The sequence below is a fragment of the Peribacillus simplex genome, from assembly GCF_001578185.1.
GTDB classification, from domain to species: domain Bacteria; phylum Bacillota; class Bacilli; order Bacillales; family DSM-1321; genus Peribacillus; species Peribacillus simplex_A.
The window spans coordinates 4,123,240-4,141,975 of record NZ_CP011008.1 but is presented as its reverse complement, the minus strand read 5'-3'; the positions used below and the strand labels follow the sequence as shown (position 1 = coordinate 4,141,975).

Sequence of the window (18,736 nt, the reverse complement as noted above, 5' to 3'; positions counted from 1 at the left end):
GGCCATCGATCATACATGTTAAGGAGGTGAAACATATGACAAAGCAAGTGGAAAAAACAGAAGCGGAAAAGCTAGTGGAAAACCTGGAAGTAATCGAAGCTAAAGAACTGGAAGTGGGGAGTGCATTTCATGCGTTCCGTTTCAGTACAGTGACGGGCGCAGAAAAATAAGTTAGATCCTAAATCCATAAGGTGATCCAAAGAGAGTGTTAGCTTTTATAAAACTAGCACTCTCTTTGGATAAATAAAAGGAGAATTTTTTCAGATGAAAAATTCAGATGCCATGATAGTTTTTCCTCCTCTAACCGAAGCTAGGCTCTTTCCGTATTTAAGTTTACCCATGATTACTAGTTTTTTGAGAAGTAAAGGAATGAGTGTAAGTCAAATTGATTTAAATATTGAATTATGCCATACCCTCTTTAGTGAAAATTGTTTAAATGAATATGTGAGCATCAATGAAAATGGAAGTAAAGACTTAAAATGGGTATATAAAGTCGAAATGGCTAAATACTTATTAAAAGAACAAAAGCAACTTTACAATAATGTATTCATTGAGAAAAGATCTTCTGATTCATTGAAGTATGACGTTCGGTTGGTGAGACAAGGCATAGAGTTACTGCTAGTCAATTCGTTTTTAAAACTGGAAATTACCTCATTGGAAGAAATTCTTGAATCGGTAAGGGATTTTAGTTGGAAAAAAAGTGATATAGCAACAAAGACCTTATACGAAAATATCAAAGAAAAAATTCTAAACGATAAACCAAAAATCTTCGCGCTTTCTATTGCTTACTATAGCCAAATATTACCTTCCCTTTTAATATGCAAGTGGATTAGAGAACTTTCCCCCAATACCCACATTATTTTGGGCGGGCAACAAATCATGATTCGTCAATCATCTTTCTTAAGCCTAAATGGATTGAATCAATTTGTGGATTCATTAGGAATTTCAGCTGGCGAAGAAACATTATTCATGTTAAACAGGTATTTGAAAAACGATTGCCAAATCGTGGAGGTGCCGGATATTGTTTGGCTTAATGAAAATAATGTTGAAAATGTCCCTTCCAAGTCTGCATATAGGATCACCGATGCCTTACCACCTGATTTTTCTGATTTACCGTACAAAAACTATCTAGATGAAGAAGTGCATATGTCTTTGATTACATGTGTGGGGTGTTACTGGGGACGATGCACTTTTTGTTCATATGGTAATAGATCAAGAAAAGAAAAAAGTTATCAGCAGAAAACGGCAAGGCAGGTAGCAAACGAGTGCGAGGATATCATTAACAATTATGGGGTTAATAGAATTAATTTCATAGATGAGAATACTAATTTGCGGCTTGTCGTCAATGCAGTCAAAATACTTAAATCAAGAGGTTATGAAATTAAATTCAGTACACGAAACCGTCTTGAGGATGTGTTGTTAGACGCTGGTTTTTGTTTTGAACTAAGTAATTTAGGTTGCATTTTAATGTCTGTTGGCTATGAAACTAACTCTCAAAGGATTTTAGACTCCTTGGATAAAGGAGTGCAATCTAGTAATTATCAGCAGATAATAGATAATTTACATAAAGCTAACATTACGCTGCGGATGTCTATAATTGGTGGTTTACCTGGTGAAACCGAGGATGAAATTGAATGTTCTGAGGAATTTTTACTTAAAAATCAAGATAAAATTGGCATCGACGTCATGCAAATGCTCGTTTTGGAACCCGGCACTTATATTTATGAAGATACAAATAATCCTGATATCCATATTCAATCAAGCAAGAATCTAAGAGGAAACAAATTACTCAATTATGGGATGGGTAGAATGGGCGCTACATTTCAATACTCTGACGGAATAACATTTGAAGAAAAGCTGAATAGATTCCTGCAGCTGCATAAAAATATCAACCCCCAAAAGAATGATGAGCTGCCTCCTGATAAATACAAAAAGGAAGGACAGGATATCACTTCAAATACCTTATTGATAAACCCTTGGACTAAAATCATTAAGTTAGATAAAACGTATATCATGGATTTTGTCTGGCAAAGAATCTTCTTGGTCCCAGAATCCTTAGAAGTATTCGGAAACTCATTAATAATGAGCAAGGCAGACGATAAAAAGTACCTAGAGTATTTTGTCGAAAAAGGTGTGATTACCCTTAACTAATAAAACTTATGGGGAGGAAAGACTAATGAGCACAGTCTATCAGAAGATAAAATTTCCAGATGTAAAGGAAAAACTTGGACTTGGTTTAGGCATGGATTTACCTTGGGGGGAAGATATAGGTTTTTCAAGCAAAGGGGACCATGACGACATCACGCTTAAGATGAAAGGCTTTTTTCAAAATTATAAAGACGAGTTTAACTATATTTTCTTTGCCTTTCAACCGAAAAATAGAAGTGTGTTAAAAGCCGAGGATTACTTTGATGCTTATGATAGATTATTCGAAGCCAATCCACATCTTAAGGCAAGAGCATTCCATCAAACGATTTTAAATATGGGGGCTACCGAATATTACAAAAAATCGGAAATCATAGAATTCACAAATAAGATTATAGAAAGATATGACATAAGATGGATCGTAGAAGATCTTGGCCTGTGGTCAATAAAAGGAAAAACCGTCCCTTTCCCTTTGCCGCCATATATGACACCAACAGGATTGGAAGCTTGTATAAAGAACATCAACGAATACCAATCTGAACTGGCTGTTCCAGTTTCAGTTGAGTTTCCTGGATTCACTGAAGGTACTAACTTCTTTATTGGGGAAATAAATGGATTTGATTATTTCAGAACATTGGTCGAGGAGACAAACTCCCCGATCACTATAGATATTGGTCATATCCTCAGTTATCAATGGTTATTAGGGAATACAAATGAAAAGATGTTCAATGGTTTAGAAAAATTGCCTTTTGAAAACTGTTTTGAATTGCACCTTTCAGGCTGTCAAATCATTAAAGGGAAATTCAGAGATCTGCATCATGGAGTTTTAATGGATGAACAAATCCAGCTTTTAGATTACTTGCTTCCTTTATGCCCTAATTTAAAAGCCATTACATATGAAGACCCTAAATATACAGATGAAGGAATATTAATTCCGAAGTCACAGAAAAATTATCAAAGAATGAAGGAGGCAGTTGAAAAATGGCAAATGATTTAAAGCCAAAGAATTATTCACTGGACGAGTTACTTTACAATTTATTATATGATTACCAATATAGAAACAACTTTTTAAATGATGAATTGAATGAATTGAATTTATCAGCTGATCATTTAAATCACATAAAAACAATAGATAAAGAAGAGCTTGTAGCAACGGCAACAACGATTGTCAGAAATTTAATGAGTGGAAACATTGAACATAATGGTGGTTTAAGAACTTCTTTTCCCGGTGTTTTTCAGGCTTTGGAATTCCGTAAAACCGATATAACGCTGCTTATGCATAAGTTCCTGGCGTCCAAACATTTCGAGGGTTACATGGAATTGCCCTATGCTGGGGAAGGGACATGTATCGAGGAAGCGTTTTATAATTATTTGTCTGAAAACGAGGAGTTTATCCTTGCGGCTGAAAATAATCATTTATTATTAAAACACGAATTTTTAAATGCCATTTTATCTATACTAACAGTCAATAAACACCCATTTTTCAGAATAGATAGTGACCTGGTTAAAAATAATGGTCATGTTTACTACGCGTACCAAACATACTCTAAAGAAATATCCGAGGCACTAAGTGGAAAAAAAGTAGCTGGTGATTCCGAAATGGTCATATGGCTATATGCAGCGACCGAAAAAAACTTAGTCAGGGGTCCCATTCACCCAAGTATATTAGAAATGGTGGAAATAGGAAGTTCAAGGGAAATAAGCCACCAACAAAAGTTCAATCAAGACCAGATAGATTGGATTCTGAACTTAGGATTAATCAAGAATGATGGATAAAATATATGTATATGAGGAACATAGTGAAGTATTTTCATATTGGGTCAATGAAATTCCTAGGAAAAGTACCTTGGTCTATTTTGATCAGCACTTAGATTTAAAGTTGATAGAAAATTCAAAAATGAAAAGAATTAGTCAGTTCATTAAAGAGGGTCTGTGTATAGATGAATTGAAAAAAGATATACCTTGCAGGGAAGATGGAAGATATTGCTATGGGATTGATGACTTTTTGTACGCCGCAATACAAGAGGGTCTTTTTCGGAAAATTATATGGGTATACCCTCATATGTTAGGAGAAAAGGGTTTTAGTGAATTGCTCTGGGGACTTTTGTCCCTTATACCGAATCATGGAAAAGAATTCATATCAAGCTTTAGAAACGGGAAAAATTCTGCTTCTGTACAATTAAATAATATTGAGTTACATGTCACAAGTATTGATTATCTGGGAGAATTCATAATTAATGAACAGGTTATTGTAGATATTGATTTGGATTATTTTTATGATCCCAAGACTAATGATTTATCCAATGATATAGACGAAACCTTACATGTATTGGGGAGTCTAGGCATCATTAATCAAGTGAAAACAATGACCTATTCAATTAAAAGTGGTTTTCTACCTGAAAGTTTCAGGTGGTTAGGGGAATATATAGCCGGGCAAATGGGGAGGGAAATTGTATATTCCAAGGAAGATAAGATTTCCCCGAAGGTAACGATGGAGAAAATTTCATCTAATAAAAAGTTGAGTCTAGCTGAAATAGATGATTTAACCTTTGAACTGAAACCATTAGGCGCAATAGGATGGAAATTGAAATCCATTCTCTATACCCAATCTGGTGAAATTGAACGTGCTATGAATTGCTATCAAAAAGCAATTAAAACAGGTGATGATTCATATTGGGCTGCCTATGTTTTAGGCATTCACTTTTTCAAGGATAGTCATTATGAAGAGGCTCTAAATTGGTTTAGCAAAACTGGAAATATAGTGGATTCCATCGAGGCACATGGCTTAATATTACGTTTAATTTGTTGCCTTCGCTTGGAGCTGTATCAAAAAGGATATGATTTATCAAAAGAGTGCATCGAATTATTGCCTATGAGAATAGAGGGTTATAAATTGGGTGAAGTATTCGCATCAAAACTTGGAATGGAATTACCGGATTTTGACGGAAAGATCCATAACGATCCTTCGCAATTAATGATTAGTCGAGCTGATACGAAACCATGAACAATGAATATTTAATATCATATGATTCAGCTGTTGAAGGGGTTGTTTCACCAGAGTGCGAGAATGAAAAGAATAAGTTTCTTCAGGAAGAATTAAATCAATGTTTAACATTTATTGAACGGGATAGCTATGATCACTTAAGACATTGGAAGTCTTTTAAACTTCGTATCGGTTTGAGCAGTTATGAATTAAAGTATTCCATCTTTATAATGATTTTAATAGAGACTTCAACATCTATTATTCCAGTAATATGGCAAACAAGAACTAATAAGTCACCATGTATTGAATTAATCGATCATTTTGAAGTGATTTTAGCGGAAATAGAGGCAGCTTTATATGGTCAGCAACTTGAACGCATGATTGAAACACAAATTGTGCTTGAGCCATGGACTGGATCCCATTATGTACACGAATGTTTTGGCCATACGTTAGAAGCAGATAATTATCTAGAGTATTTAAAGCCAAATGGAATAACGATGGGATACAAATGGTCAGAATACAAAATTAACGTATTCGATGATCCGACCATTCCTGGGCAAAATGGCAGTTATTTATTGGATGCGGAACAGAATGAAGCATTTAGGACGAACCTAATAAAGGACGGGGTAAACGTAGGTTTGATGCATAATGCAAAAACCTGTAAGCTCCTAGGCTTACAATCTTCCTGTAATGCAAGAAGCGTTGACTCATCTTCACTTTCGATGCCAAGAATGTCAACAACCTATTTGGATTCTGGAAATATGGAAGTACAGGAGATCATTTCAGGAATTGACAATGGGATCTATTGCAGAGGTGCCTGGGGTGGGGGATCACTTGGTTTGAATTTTGTAATCCGGCCAGCATATGGTTTGGTCATTAAAAATGGGAAATTAACCAACGAAATACTTAGAAGGTTTGATATTAAAGGAAACAAACTTGATTCAGCTAAAGCTATAAAGTCCCTTAGCAATGAATTGCTTTTTTTTAATCCGGTTTTCGGCTGTAATAAAAATGGTGAAAATAACCTTAGCGTCACCCAAGGTTCACCTCATATTCATTTTGAAAATCTAACATTGTATCCCGTACTCTGAAAGGATGAGCGAATTGATAGAAAAGATACACTATAAAGAATTATCACTAATGGACTTTGAAGAAAATTATGCGGGTAAAAAGCCACTGATAATAACTGGATTAGTAGATTCATGGCCTTCTAGGGATTGGGATACAGACTATCTACAGTCTAATTATGGAGAAAGGGAAATAATCATTAGGAAGTCTGGATACGATCAAGAAAAAAAATTTTACAAATCAAAACTTGGTAAATTCATTGGTATTTTAAATGATAACCCCGAAAAATTGTATTGTGACTGGCCTTTTTCCATAATGGGCAATGAGGATTTAGAGAGTTATTTTGAAAGTCCATCTCTATTCAACCATAATACAATCAAGACAAAAAACGACAAGAAATTAAAATGGATTTTCCTTGGTTCGGTTGGAACAGGAACCCCAATACACCAGGATTTTGAGAAATCACATAATTGGAATGCAGTAGTATTTGGCCAAAAAAAGTGGATTTTCTTCAGTCCTGATGATACTGAGTATGTGAAAGATTTGAAGCATGATTTATTCGATTTGGATTTAAAGGAGGATTCAACTTTCAAATATACCAAGCCCTACATTGTGGACCAGTTTTCTGGAGAATTAATGTACACACCTAAAAATTGGTGGCATACCGTTCGAAATATCAAAACTTCTTTCTCTGTTAGTGAGAATTTCTGGTATAAAGATGAAAAGGAATAATCCTTTTTTATAGGGCAGAGCATCCTCGGCTGGTTCCGAGCCGATGGACAGACCTGTGATAGTTGGGAAAAAATCACTTTTCCTTGGTATAGGCATGGAACCTTCTTGGCAAAGTTGCAGAATACAACCATTACATCCCATTGGAACCTGCATTCTGGCGAAAAATCTGTTCTAATATAAGTATTTTAGAAGTTTATCAAATTCTTGGTCAGGGGGTGTCGTAAAGAGCTTTTTAGCCATTCTACTCTAAGGGTACAGTTTATTCGACGGTATATCCTCTTTTCGGATAATGCTATAAACAAATCATTTAAATATATAATGCAAAAAAAGGACTGTTACTGCAAGCTTGTACCTTTTCTCGATTGAAAGAGAATCTTTTTCTTTCATGAATTTTTCGATATCTTCACATTCAAGATTAGAGAATAAGGAGATCGTCTCTACTGGTATACCAAATTCATTGTTCAGTGCTTGAGTTATAGCGGAGACACTTTCATCTGCATCGGTTGAAGGTACACCTATGACTAAAAGGCCCACCAAATCTATTAAGTCCATCATTTCTGTTTGAGTTATAGAAGATTGAATATTTCGACCGTTCGCAAAATCTAAAATGACTTGTTCAGATATTCCGGTAATTTTACTTAATGATGCTGCAGGCATTTTATAATCATTTAGAAGAGTTTTTAATAACTCTTTAGGTTCATGGCCAATCATCTTTAATAACCCTCTTTCACTTTTAACTCTATTATATATTGTCTACAGTTTTTTTATGGCTTGTATAATTTGAACGTTGATTGGAACGTAGGGCACTCGCTTTCCGCGGGGCGGGCAGTCCGCCCTCGGATTGCGCCTGCGGGGCCTCCCCTAGACGCGCTTTTCCCGCAGGAGTCTCGCACACCCGCTCCAATCAACTTTGTTATAAAATTAAAATCTCTTTTGCCTACAGTCTTAGACAATATAATTATATATTGCCTACTTATTTTTTGAAAAATACCCTTTTTTAGAAACCTAAGGATTTATCGATGATTTGCTAGTAGAAAGTTCATAAAAAGAAATGAGAAGTGAGTAACATTGGGATAACACTAAGCTAGGAGACAATCCAACTGCAGATATATTACCTATTATTTAGGTGGAAATGCTCAAGTTTCTAGGGGAATTGATGATCTGTAAATCTGCTAACGTGTTACGTCTAACGCCTAAAAGCTACAAGGCAGAATACTAAATTAGCAAATATGTAAAAGAGTGATCAAATGAGCAAATCAATAATATCCCGTTTTCCCCAGAAGGTTGGTAGGCTTCTTTTATACTATCCTTTGGGCAAACAAAATCTATAAAGGTTTCAGTGATAACCAATCATACTTTATCATAAATAGTATTTTACTGATTTCATATAGCTGGCCCATCACGATTTCATATGATTTGTTCCTTTGAAAATATTATCCTAAGAAAATTATTGACAAATTTACTTCGAGTCCGTATAGTATGGGATATTATTAAAAATATTCAGATATAATTTAATTTTTGAAACACAATGATCAGGAGTAGTAAAAGCACATTATTCGGTAAAGAGAGCTGCGGGTTGGTGCAACGCAGTCCAATGATACTTTGAACTTGCCTGGGAGTGGTAAAGTGAAAGATAGGAATTATTCTATTCTTTTGTTTTAACGATTGACCTTCGTTACAAGGTTTTTAAAGCAGGGTTCTAAAAAAGAACCAATAAGAGTGGTACCGCGGTAAGCTTAAGGCATATCGTCTCTTTCTTCATTTGATTATGAAGGAAGAGACGATATGCTTTTTTTGATTTTTGGGAGGTAAGGATATGGAGACGGACAAACGGAATTTACAGAGGACAATGACTTCAAGGCATATTACGATGATGGCATTAGGCGGTGCCATCGGGGCAGGTTTATTTAAAGGAAGCAGTTCAGCCATTGATATGGCAGGACCTTCCGTAATCATTGCGTACTTGATAGGAGGCATCATCCTTTTATTCATCATGCAAGGTTTAGCTGAAATGGCGGTCCGCAATAGCGGTGCACGTACATTCAGGGATTTGGTCCAATCAATTTTAGGAAAGTATCCTGCCTATTTCCTGGATTGGATCTATTGGAAAATGTGGGTATTGAATATCGCGGCCGAATCAGTGGTTGCGGCGATTTTCATTCAATATTGGCTGCCTGGATATCCAATCTGGATACTGGCATTAGCTGTTTCGGTTTTAGTTACTGCGGTTAATTTGCTGTCGGTAAAGGTTTTTGCTGAAACGGAGTACTGGCTTGCTTTAATTAAAATTACCGTCATCATTGTGTTCATCATGGCTGGATTATTGTTATTGCTTGTGACTTTTGGTGATCATACAGCCGTCGGTTTCTCTAACTTGACTGAGCATGGCGGTTTCTTTCCAAATGGATCAAAAGGTTTAATAACCGCGATGCTGGTGGTAATCTATTCATATGGCGGAACGGAAATTATCGGGGTCACATTGGCTGAAACGAAAGATCCTGAAAAAGTGGTTCCAAAAGCCGTTCGCAGTACATTGGTAAGGATCATTTCCTTCTATATCATTCCATTTTTCATCATCGTTAGCTTAATCCCTTGGAATGAAGTAAATGGTGTGCCGGAAAGTCCGTTTGTGATGGTCTTTCAAATGATCGGGATTCCAGGTGCAGACCATATTATGAACGCCGTCGTTCTGCTGGCGATCATTTCATCGATGAACTCTGGATTGTATGGTTCATCCCGCGTTCTATATACACAAGCGGTGGACGGTCGCATTCCGAAAATCTTTTCACGGTTATCCAAGAAAAAAGTTCCTGTTTTCGCAATATTAATGTGTACGTCCGCTTTATACGGCGGTGTACTGATTTCCTTATTTGCTGGAAGCAAGACCTTCGATTTCCTAATGGGATCGCTGGGATATACCGTATTATTCATCTGGTTGATCATTGCATTCGCCCATTTGAAATCACGTAAACAACAGTCCGGAAAAACCAGTGCCTATTCGGTTAAATGGTTCCCGTATACGACATGGGCTGCGATCATCGCTTTAATAACGATCCTGATCGGAATCATTTTCACGACATCCATAGTCGTAACGATCATGACACTTTGCATCTACATTTTCATTACCTTAACGTATGTATGGAAAAGACGCCATAACAAAATCTAGAGTAATCAGTGTTATAACCTTTACCTTCTCGCATGTTCATTTTAAGTTCCAAGCCGTGGTAACATACCATGGCTTTCGTTATGTATTTTGGGTCTGGTGAAAAGTAAGAGATATCCATTTTACTAGTTCATGGGAATCATTAACTTAAGCAATTAAAGAGTTAATCTAGTGAAAAATGTTGTATAATAATCTTTGGAAAATAACCAATATATTGAAAGCTGGAGCGAGCATGAAAAACAATTCTATCTTATCCTTTCACCCATTATGTTATTTATTACTTTTAGTGATTACTAGTTCCATCTACTCGGTAATCAATCAATCCACAGGTCACGCTGTCGATGTTACGACTATAATAGATGGGGAGATTCCCTTTATTAAAGAATTTGTCGTTCCTTATTTACTTTGGTACCCGTATATTTATGGATTGCTGATTTACTACTGTTTCGTTGACCGAAAGCACTATTTTGTAGCATTAGGCAGTTTGGTATCAGGGAAACTTATCTGTTTTCTTGTATATTGCCTGTGGCAATCGACAGTCCCGCGTCCAGAAGTGGTGGGGAACGATATCTTTGCCCATTTAATGCGAATTGTTTATAGTCATGATCAACCTGTTAACTGTCTTCCCAGCATTCATGTACTGACTACATTCATCATGATGATCGTCGTCCATAAGCGGAAAGAGCAGCATAAATGGGAGTACATCAGTGTCACTACATTGGGAACACTGATTATCCTTTCCACGCTATTCACGAAACAGCATGCTGTATTGGATGCACTCGCAGGAATACTTCTTGCATGTGGGGTATATGCTGCTGTCCAGTATATGTTCCAATCGTTATCGGCTTTTCAGACCAATCATTACGCAGCGAGGCAAATGAAAAAGTGATTACAGGCCATAAAAGAAGGAAAATGCCACTGTAAGATATTCGCTCCCATGGGCTGATATTTTACAGTGGCATTTTATGTGAAGTTCATTTAAAAACAACAAGAGTATTGAAAATTGACTATGTTAATAATGAAGGTTGATCAAGTAGACAAGATAACTCGAAAGATGAAGGTGGGATTTGGATATTTATGTTAAAATGTATAAAGAGAATTGAAAGAGTGGACATTTAAATTAGAGGAGGAACAGAATGACTCATTATCTTAATCGAATTGCAGAATACTTGTTTAAAGCGAAATTGGAAAATTATTGGCCGGGTTTTGAACTTGTTGCATATGCATTATATGATAAGAAAAATGTTTATCTATTCAATCATCCTAAATTTAGTAACAATCAACAATCTACATATCATATTTTAAGTTGGGATGTGCAGTTTACTGGAGACACAATCATTCTGTATGAAGAATATCCCACTGCAATTGTTAATATGGAATCTTATGAGGAATATGAAGGTTTGTATTCAATACTTGTTCACGAATTATTTCACGGCTATCAGTATATTAAAGGTGAAAAACGGTTTCCTGATGAAATGATGGGAATCACATATCCGTTGTCAAAAGATAATGTGGAATTACGAAATCAGGAAAGAACAAATCTTTATAGTGCGTTGTTGGAAAACAACATTATTAAGAAGAAACAATATCTTAATAATTTCATAGCCTTAAGAGAAAAAAGAACAGCCAAGATTAAAGAGTATTTAACATATGAAAAATTAATTGAAACCGTTGAGGGACCTGCGTGGTATGTAGAATTAAAGGCTTATTCGGAAAAAAGCCGAGATGATTACCATTCAGTTTTAAAAAAGTATGGTCAACAGCTACTAAACAAATATGAATCTACTTCTAGTATAAGAAGGAGTTGTTATAGTTCCGGTTTGTTTATGTGTTTATTACTGGAGGAGCTTTCACCAGGTTGGATGGAAAGTTTTTTTGGTATAGAAGAAACATTATATGACCTAGTTAAAAAGCATTCCGGTGACGATATAAAATATCCGATAGCTGATGTGAAAATAAGTTCTGAAACAGAGAAAGCAGTTAATTTTGCTTTAGAAAAGAGAAAAAATGAATTTGAAGAATTTTATCAACAAGCAGGAATTCATCTATATATTGAAGGGGAAATAACTGCCAAAACCTATGATCCGATGAATATCATCCCTTTAGAAGATAAACTTTTACATAAGAGCTTTTTAGAAGTAAGAATCAACAATGAAGATTATCATATTCAACAACCCGTTATTGCCTATTTTGGAAATGGAATTCAAAGCATAAATAGATTACATCTGATTTTAGAGAATAAACCCATTGAAAATATTGATTCGCTTACAATTGATGGTTTTGGTGAAATAAAGGGAAGATATAAGAAACAAGAAAATACCTTGCATTTACTTATTAATTAAAATGTATCCTCTATTTTATCAGGTAGTTTAACAATAAAATGGACATTAAAAAAAAGTGGCTCTAATAAATCGCCAAAAATTTTAACATAGCCGAAAAAAGAAGAAATCCCACTAAAGGAATAATAAGGGGTTAAACACTTGCAATACAAGGTAGTTAAATGTAAAATAAAGTATATCTTCCTTTTTTAAGTAATATTTTTTAAACTAATACCTTGTTATACAAGACAAAGGGGGAGGTGATTTAATATCCATGACATCAACTCAAATGCTTAAAGGGATATTGGAAGGTTGTCTGTTAGCAATCATTAAAGAGGGGGAGGTTTACGGGTATGAATTAGCCGAAAAGCTTGGGGGATATGGATTTGATTCTTTAAGTGAAGGTACCATTTATCCATTATTAATACGCATGCAGAAGGAAAAACTAGTAATTACGACTTTAAAGAAATCTACAGCAGGTCCTAGTCGGAAGTATTACTCTTTATCTGAAAAAGGCGAAAGCGAACTGGAAGTCTTCATTGACCGCTGGAATAAGCTAAGTTCAAATGTAAATAAAATAGTGAAAAACAAAGGGGGAATGTAAAGGTGCTGGATGTTAACAAAGCGTTATCCAAGGAAAGTCAAAACTTTTTAGAAAACCTCAGATTATACCTTTTTTCAAGTGGAAAGAAAACGGCTGAAATCGAGGATGTCATCGAAGAGTTAGAGGTCCATCTTCTTGAAGCTGAAAGGAATAAAAAAAGCGTGGAACATATCGTAGGCAGAAGTCCAAAAGAATATATGGAGCAACTTTCTGATGAAATGTCTGTTGATTTTATGGGATGGCTGAAATATATAGTGATGATTTTAATCGGGGCATTTTCCTATTGGATTATTGCAAAAGCTATAAATGGTGGTATTGAATTTTCAATATGGGAAATCATTGGTTATCCTTTTGCTGGCATACTTTCGGTATTCATTTATATGATGTGTTTTAGGTATATGGCTAGTCATAAATTATCCAAGGTAAAGCAAGGTGTACTCCTATATGGACTAGGCATAATCTCGATTGCGTTATTTGCAGGTTTAATTATTTTTAGTGGCATTTATAGTACAACTTTTATAAAACTTGATAACACAGGTAATATTATTGCTGTTATACTAGCCATTTCAATATTCATCCTCATATCCTTATGGAGCAAATCCTGGGTTTCCATCATCATTCCGATACTCCTTTATGCACCTGAGGTTTTTTTGAAACAGACCCATTACCAAGGGAACGTTAATTTGATACTGAGCAGTTTGATAACGATGCTGGGTATCCTTCTTTATTGTGGATATACGATCAGGAAAACCAAAAGCAGTTGAAGTGATTTTTATACAGGTTCATTAGCCTATACAAAAAAAGCACCAGACTTCCTATGACAGGCAGTCCGATGCTTTTTTCTTTTACATTTCAGCTTCTATTTTCAAAGATGATTCTTCGCTGAACTGTTCCTTATCCAGGTCGCCTGTTATTTTACTAGTCAGAATACCGGAAGTCATGCTTCCGCTGACATTCACAGCCGTTCTTCCCATATCGATCAATGGCTCGACGGAAATCAAAAGTCCAGCCAAGGCGATTGGCAAGTTCATTGCAGATAATACTAGAATGGCAGCGAAGGTTGCTCCTCCGCCTACACCTGCAACCCCGAAAGAGCTAATGGCCACGATGGCAATCAACATGGCTATAAAGGAAGGCGTTAGTGGGTCGATTCCCACCGTTGGAGCGATCATGACCGCTAACATGGCCGGATAGATGCCGGCACAGCCATTTTGACCGATCGATAAGCCGAAGGATCCGGCAAAGTTGGCAATTCCTTCGGAAACCCCTAGTTGTTTCTGTGTTTGGATGTTCAATGGGAGTGCTCCTGCACTTGTTCTTGACGTGAAGGCAAACGATAATACCGGGAAAGCTTTTCTCAAGTATACCATTGGATTCAATCCTGCAAGCGTCAGCAATAACAAATGGATGAGGAACATGACAATCAGGGCGACATAAGAGGCCCCCACGAATTTCCCCAACTTCAGGATGGCATCCAGATCACTCGTAGCTACCGTCTTCGTCATGATCGCCAAGATTCCGTATGGTGTTAAACGCAGGATCAATGTGACTACGCGCATGATGATGCTGTGCAATGTATCTACTATTTTAGCAAAAAATTCAGCTTGATCAGGCTGCTTCCTTTTGACTCCTAAATAGGCAATTCCGAGAAATGCAGCAAAAATTACAACGGAAATGGTTGAAGTCGGACGTGCTCCCGTTAAATCAAGGAACGGATTAGACGGAATCAATTCAAGGATTTGCTGCGGCATCGTTTTATCCTGAATCGTACCGTATGTTTCCGATATTTGATCACCACGGCTTAACTCTGCTTCCCCCTGCTCAATTTGAACGGCTTCCAAATTGAATACAGTTGCAGAGGTGATTCCCACGGCTGCTGCAATCGCAGTCGTTCCAAGCAGGATTCCGATGATCAGGACACTGATTTTTCCGATATTACTAGTTAGTTTCAATCTTGTAAATGCTGATAAGATCGAAATGAAGACAAGCGGCATGACGATCATTTGCAGGAACTTGACATAGCCGGAACCTACAATGTTAAACCAATCGACCGATTTAATGATCGCTTCTGACTGAGGTTCATAGAAATACTGCAAAAGAAGTCCGAATACGATCCCAAAACCAAGTCCAGTAAAGACCCTTTTTGTAAAAGAAATATGTTTCTTATTCATGTAAAATAAAACGCCTAAAAGAACGAGCATTATGGCAAGATTTAAAAACACATATCCAAGCATATCTATTCCTCCTAATTCCGATTAATCAAATAAGAATAATGAATATCTGAAGACAATGATACATCATCCGTTGATTTTTTACCAGAAGAAAATAATTTATTTTTGACTTTTGAAGGGATTCATGTATATATCCATATTCACGAACTGGATTAGAAGGAACAATAAAAAGGAGGCATACATGAACCCTTTCCGCTCTCGGATCAGGATTTCTGTATACCTCTCGTGAATAGAACGGTTATTTCTTCAAATCAATCATGATATCGTCCAATACCAACTCTTTGGGAGCATTTTTTGGTTTTGATGGGAAGGATGACACCTTTTCTTTACCATCTTCCGTTATGGTTACTTCCCCATGATTCTCTGAGGTGAAATTCCGTAACGACAAATGAGGAGTTGCAATGAGTTTCGTAGCATTCTGATCAATTTTTTGGAAGGTTTTACTCCAGCTCATATTATAAGAACCCAAACCCATTCCTCCGTTGCCTTGACCAGAGTAAACATTTCCTAAGTCATCTTTAATGGTCAATTCAACATAGACGTCATCCCACTTGTTTTTAACCAAGTCGGAAACTTCTTGATTGTAGTGAACGACAAATGACATCGGTGATATCGCGATTTTTTCAACGGAAACCTTTACTCCATATTGATCTACACTTTTATTGATGACCTTCTCGTTGCTTTCGGTTGCCTCTAAAGAGAAGGCAAAGTTCCAATTTCCTTTTATCTCTTTATGCTCGTCAGTAATACTAATGCTGTTTATATCCCAGTCTATATTTACCTTATCTTCTTTAAGATCTTCTAAATTACTAGCCGTTAATAAGCCTACATATTTTTTATCAGCTACTTTTGTAACTCCATCCGATCCTGCTTGGGCTTTCATTTCTTTTATATTCGGGCCGGGAATATAGAATGATCCATCCCCCAAATCTTCTTCGCTTTCAATAGTATAAGTGATGGTTACCGTTTTACCGTCATAAATGGCGTCATTTATCGTGAAAGTAAGGCCATTGCTTTCTTCGGTAAGGCCAATTTCGTTGGAGTAGGCCTTATAATCACCGTAAAGACCCTTTCCAGTATTCTTGATATCATCATAGAGACCCGTTTTTCCATTACCTAAAAAGCTGAAAATATCTCCTATTAAAGGAATGCTTTTAGCAGAAGCGGTAAACGAGAATCCTATCGTTGCGGTGGATAATCCGAATATAATGGAAGCAGCCAGCATATTCTTCTGCCAACGCTTCATTTTTTTCTTCTTGCTTATTGATTTTTTGAGTGATCTTTTGATTTTGGCTTTTTCTAGTTCGGTGACTTCCATTTCCTTAAATTCAGTTTCGTCTATGTCCATATCATTTAATAATTCATAAATATCCTTCATACGACGCTGCCTCCTAACTTAAGATTCGTAGCTTTTTGACTTAGCTTCTTTTTCCCTCTATAAATACGATTGTCTATTGATGCTTTGGTCAACCCGAGTTTTATCGATATATCCTCATTTTTCAAACCTAGAAAGTACTTCATGATAAAAATATCCCGATCAACAGGTTCTAAGAGATTGATTAACTGAAGCAGTTCTTTTCTGTCTTCCAATATAATCAGTTCATCTTCTACAGATTTTTCTGAATCTACTTCTGTGTAACCTGACGTAAGCTCCATTTTCTTCATGGCTTTTCTGTAGTAATCAATCGCTTTAAACTTAGCGATCGCACAAATCCATTTTCTGAAATCTGTTTTATCCCCATGGAACTTTTTCGAATTGTTCCAGATTGAGAGAAAAATATCATTGATGCATTCCTCAAGAACACCGTCGTTCTTGAGTGGTGAGAGAACCTTATATGTGACCCCCTTGATTAGTGGCAAATAGGTATCCACTACAAATTCCAATGCATCCTCTTCTTGGCGTTGCAGCCGCTCGATAAAATTTCCTTCAGTAGACTTCATGATCATGATTCCCCTCGTTTTTTTGTAAAAGCTTTTACACCTAATACAACGTATGTAAAAAGATTTATTCTCAACTATTTGTGGAATTTTATAGAAATTAGTTGGTATGATGGGTTCATAGTATTTGGAATGATATGGTATTGAGGGTATCACGATTTGTCAGTATGTGACAGTGTTATCCAAATGACAGCATTAAACGATCAAAAATAGATTCTTTACTAAAGGCACATGCTTCCTGCTAAAAACTATTGAATGAACTTTATCCATTTACAGGAAGGATAAGCCCTTGGTTTTCTTGAATGATAGGTAATGCTTAGCGTTTTTGGAAAGGGATGAAGGAATGAAGGATATATACATTGATAGGCTTAATGAACAGGATGCACAAGAGTTATTTGCATTTGAATGCAATAATAGAAGGTTTTTCGAGCATACGGTCCAAAGCCGGGGAGATGATTATTATAGCTTTGGAACGTTTGAGATCAGGCATAAGGAATTATTAAAAGAACAAGAAGATGCTATCTCCTCTTTTTATCTGATTAAGGATGGTTCAGGCATAATCGTCGGCAGGATTAATCTTGTGGATATCGACCCCATTAATGGTACGGCACATGTCGGATATAGAATTGGTGAAGCGTTTACGCAAAAAGGGATAGCGAACGAAGCTTTAAAGCTTTTGGTTAATCTTGCGCCGGAATTGAATGTGACTCAAATACATGCCAAAACGACAAGCAGCAATATGGCTTCTCAAAAGGTTTTAGTGAAAAACGGTTTTGAAAGGATTTCGATTAATGAGGAAAATAATGCGGATACCGGTCAAAAGGTAACATTCTACCATTTTAGTAAGAACCTATAAATCCACATTCCTCTATTAATAGACCGCATTCCCAGGAATGAAAATTGTGAAAAGGTGGGGATGTATCGTGAAGTACCGAAGGGCAAGCGAGGATTGACCGCTTGACAATAGCAAAGGATTTAAGAGCTGAAGCAGCAATGAAGAAATAATCGCGAGATATTTTCCCGGCAAAAGGGTTCATTACTTAAAAGGAGAAAGGAGAATGTAATATGATAGAAGGTTTATATGAAGCCCATTTACCCGTTAAGAGCCTGGCCATCTCAATCGATTTTTATAAGAAAATAGGCTTGAAACTAGCTTGGAGGGATGAAGATACTGCCTTCTTTTGGATAGAGGAAAACAAAAGCTGGGTGGGCCTATGGGAAGGGAAAGAATATCAAACTCCATACCACCCTTCACTAAGGCATATCGCCTTTCGGGTATCTTATGAAAATATGAAAAATTCGTTAACGTGGCTTCAATCTCTAAAAATTGAAGTCGTCCCTTTTGGTAAAAGGACAACCATTGAACCTTTTGTGCGTCCGAACCAAGGAAACGCTTCCATCTATTTTACTGATCCTGATGGCAATAGTCTGGAACTTATGTGTTTGGTAAAAGTCCCTGATTCATATAAGCATATGACCGAAAAACTTTCACTTGAAGAATGGGAAAAACTAAAGTCTATCTTATAAAAGAAAAAAATCTACTAGTATGAAACG

At 36.4% G+C, this 18,736-nt stretch carries 18 protein-coding genes and 1 other annotated feature; of the genes, 14 read left to right on the top strand and 4 right to left on the bottom strand.

Going from position 1 to position 18,736, the window contains the following annotated elements; translation table 11 throughout:
- Positions 1 to 35: 35 nt before the first annotated feature.
- The 7 genes from UP17_RS29330 to UP17_RS19320 all read left to right on the top strand — a co-directional run bounded on the left by UP17_RS29330 (position 36) and on the right by UP17_RS19320 (position 6,928).
- A complete protein-coding gene (locus tag UP17_RS29330; protein ID WP_284149541.1) occupies positions 36 to 170 on the top strand; it encodes a hypothetical protein in 135 nt (44 codons plus the stop codon).
- 94 nt (positions 171 to 264) lie between these two features.
- Positions 265 to 2,151: a B12-binding domain-containing radical SAM protein gene (locus UP17_RS19345; protein WP_061464564.1), complete on the top strand. Its 1,887-nt coding sequence runs from the start codon at positions 265 to 267 to the stop codon at positions 2,149 to 2,151.
- Positions 2,152 to 2,176: 25 nt separating this feature from the next.
- Positions 2,177 to 3,142 (top strand): multinuclear nonheme iron-dependent oxidase, encoded by a 966-nt coding sequence (locus UP17_RS19340; protein ID WP_061464563.1) that lies wholly within the window; start codon positions 2,177 to 2,179, stop codon positions 3,140 to 3,142.
- Positions 3,127 to 3,921: a hypothetical protein gene (locus tag UP17_RS19335; RefSeq protein WP_061464562.1), complete on the top strand. Its 795-nt coding sequence runs from the start codon at positions 3,127 to 3,129 to the stop codon at positions 3,919 to 3,921. The genes UP17_RS19340 and UP17_RS19335 overlap by 16 nt, the downstream gene beginning before the upstream one ends.
- Entirely contained in the window at positions 3,911 to 5,149 is a 1,239-nt protein-coding gene (locus tag UP17_RS19330) for a peptide arginase family protein (RefSeq protein WP_061464561.1), read from the top strand. Before UP17_RS19335 ends, UP17_RS19330 begins: the two co-directional genes overlap by 11 nt.
- Positions 5,146 to 6,219 carry a TldD/PmbA family protein gene (locus UP17_RS19325; RefSeq protein ID WP_061464560.1) on the top strand — a complete coding sequence of 358 codons (1,074 nt, stop codon included), beginning with the start codon at positions 5,146 to 5,148 and terminating at the stop codon, positions 6,217 to 6,219. The genes UP17_RS19330 and UP17_RS19325 overlap by 4 nt, the downstream gene beginning before the upstream one ends.
- 13 nt (positions 6,220 to 6,232) lie before the next feature.
- The gene (locus tag UP17_RS19320; RefSeq protein ID WP_061464559.1) at positions 6,233 to 6,928 is read left to right on the top strand and encodes a cupin-like domain-containing protein; all 696 of its coding nucleotides are present in this window, start codon (positions 6,233 to 6,235) and stop codon (positions 6,926 to 6,928) included.
- A gap of 303 nt (positions 6,929 to 7,231) precedes the next feature.
- Here UP17_RS19320 and UP17_RS19315 read toward each other — a convergent pair whose 3' ends face one another.
- A complete protein-coding gene (locus UP17_RS19315; protein ID WP_061464558.1) occupies positions 7,232 to 7,639 on the bottom strand; it encodes an HTH domain-containing protein in 408 nt (135 codons plus the stop codon).
- Between the two features lie 808 nt (positions 7,640 to 8,447).
- Positions 8,448 to 8,685 (top strand) — a binding site (T-box leader).
- A 59-nt stretch (positions 8,686 to 8,744) separates the two neighbouring features.
- On the opposite strand from UP17_RS19315, the gene UP17_RS19310 reads away from it, so the two are divergent.
- From UP17_RS19310 to UP17_RS19290, 5 genes are all read left to right on the top strand, one after another.
- The gene (locus UP17_RS19310) at positions 8,745 to 10,094 is read left to right on the top strand and encodes an amino acid permease (protein WP_061464557.1); all 1,350 of its coding nucleotides are present in this window, start codon (positions 8,745 to 8,747) and stop codon (positions 10,092 to 10,094) included.
- A gap of 229 nt (positions 10,095 to 10,323) precedes the next feature.
- Positions 10,324 to 10,980: a phosphatase PAP2 family protein gene (locus UP17_RS19305; RefSeq protein WP_061466176.1), complete on the top strand. Its 657-nt coding sequence runs from the start codon at positions 10,324 to 10,326 to the stop codon at positions 10,978 to 10,980.
- Positions 10,981 to 11,227: 247 nt separating this feature from the next.
- On the top strand, positions 11,228 to 12,433 hold the full coding sequence (locus UP17_RS19300) for a hypothetical protein (protein WP_061464556.1): 1,206 nt from the start codon (positions 11,228 to 11,230) through the stop codon (positions 12,431 to 12,433).
- A 250-nt stretch (positions 12,434 to 12,683) separates the two neighbouring features.
- A complete protein-coding gene (locus UP17_RS19295; RefSeq protein WP_061464555.1) occupies positions 12,684 to 13,013 on the top strand; it encodes a PadR family transcriptional regulator in 330 nt (109 codons plus the stop codon).
- Positions 13,014 to 13,015: 2 nt separating this feature from the next.
- The gene (locus UP17_RS19290; RefSeq protein WP_061464554.1) at positions 13,016 to 13,777 is read left to right on the top strand and encodes an HAAS domain-containing protein; all 762 of its coding nucleotides are present in this window, start codon (positions 13,016 to 13,018) and stop codon (positions 13,775 to 13,777) included.
- 81 nt (positions 13,778 to 13,858) lie between these two features.
- Here UP17_RS19290 and UP17_RS19285 read toward each other — a convergent pair whose 3' ends face one another.
- The 3 genes from UP17_RS19285 to UP17_RS19275 all read right to left on the bottom strand — a co-directional run bounded on the left by UP17_RS19285 (position 13,859) and on the right by UP17_RS19275 (position 17,185).
- Positions 13,859 to 15,247: an L-cystine transporter gene (locus tag UP17_RS19285; protein ID WP_061464553.1), complete on the bottom strand. Its 1,389-nt coding sequence runs from the start codon at positions 15,245 to 15,247 to the stop codon at positions 13,859 to 13,861.
- Between the two features lie 235 nt (positions 15,248 to 15,482).
- On the bottom strand, positions 15,483 to 16,622 hold the full coding sequence (locus UP17_RS19280) for a DUF4179 domain-containing protein (RefSeq protein ID WP_061464552.1): 1,140 nt from the start codon (positions 16,620 to 16,622) through the stop codon (positions 15,483 to 15,485).
- Complete coding sequence (locus tag UP17_RS19275; RefSeq protein ID WP_061464551.1) at positions 16,619 to 17,185, bottom strand: sigma-70 family RNA polymerase sigma factor; 567 nt, start codon at positions 17,183 to 17,185, stop codon at positions 16,619 to 16,621. Before UP17_RS19275 ends, UP17_RS19280 begins: the two co-directional genes overlap by 4 nt.
- A 340-nt stretch (positions 17,186 to 17,525) precedes the next feature.
- Here UP17_RS19275 and UP17_RS19270 point away from each other — a divergent pair, with 340 nt between their 5' ends.
- Together UP17_RS19270 and UP17_RS19265 are read left to right on the top strand one after the other, a co-directional pair.
- Positions 17,526 to 18,038, top strand: a complete 513-nt coding sequence (locus UP17_RS19270; RefSeq protein ID WP_061464550.1) for a GNAT family N-acetyltransferase — start codon at positions 17,526 to 17,528, stop codon at positions 18,036 to 18,038.
- A 209-nt stretch (positions 18,039 to 18,247) separates the two neighbouring features.
- On the top strand, positions 18,248 to 18,709 hold the full coding sequence (locus tag UP17_RS19265) for a VOC family protein (protein WP_061464549.1): 462 nt from the start codon (positions 18,248 to 18,250) through the stop codon (positions 18,707 to 18,709).
- The last annotated feature ends 27 nt before the right edge of the window (positions 18,710 to 18,736 follow it).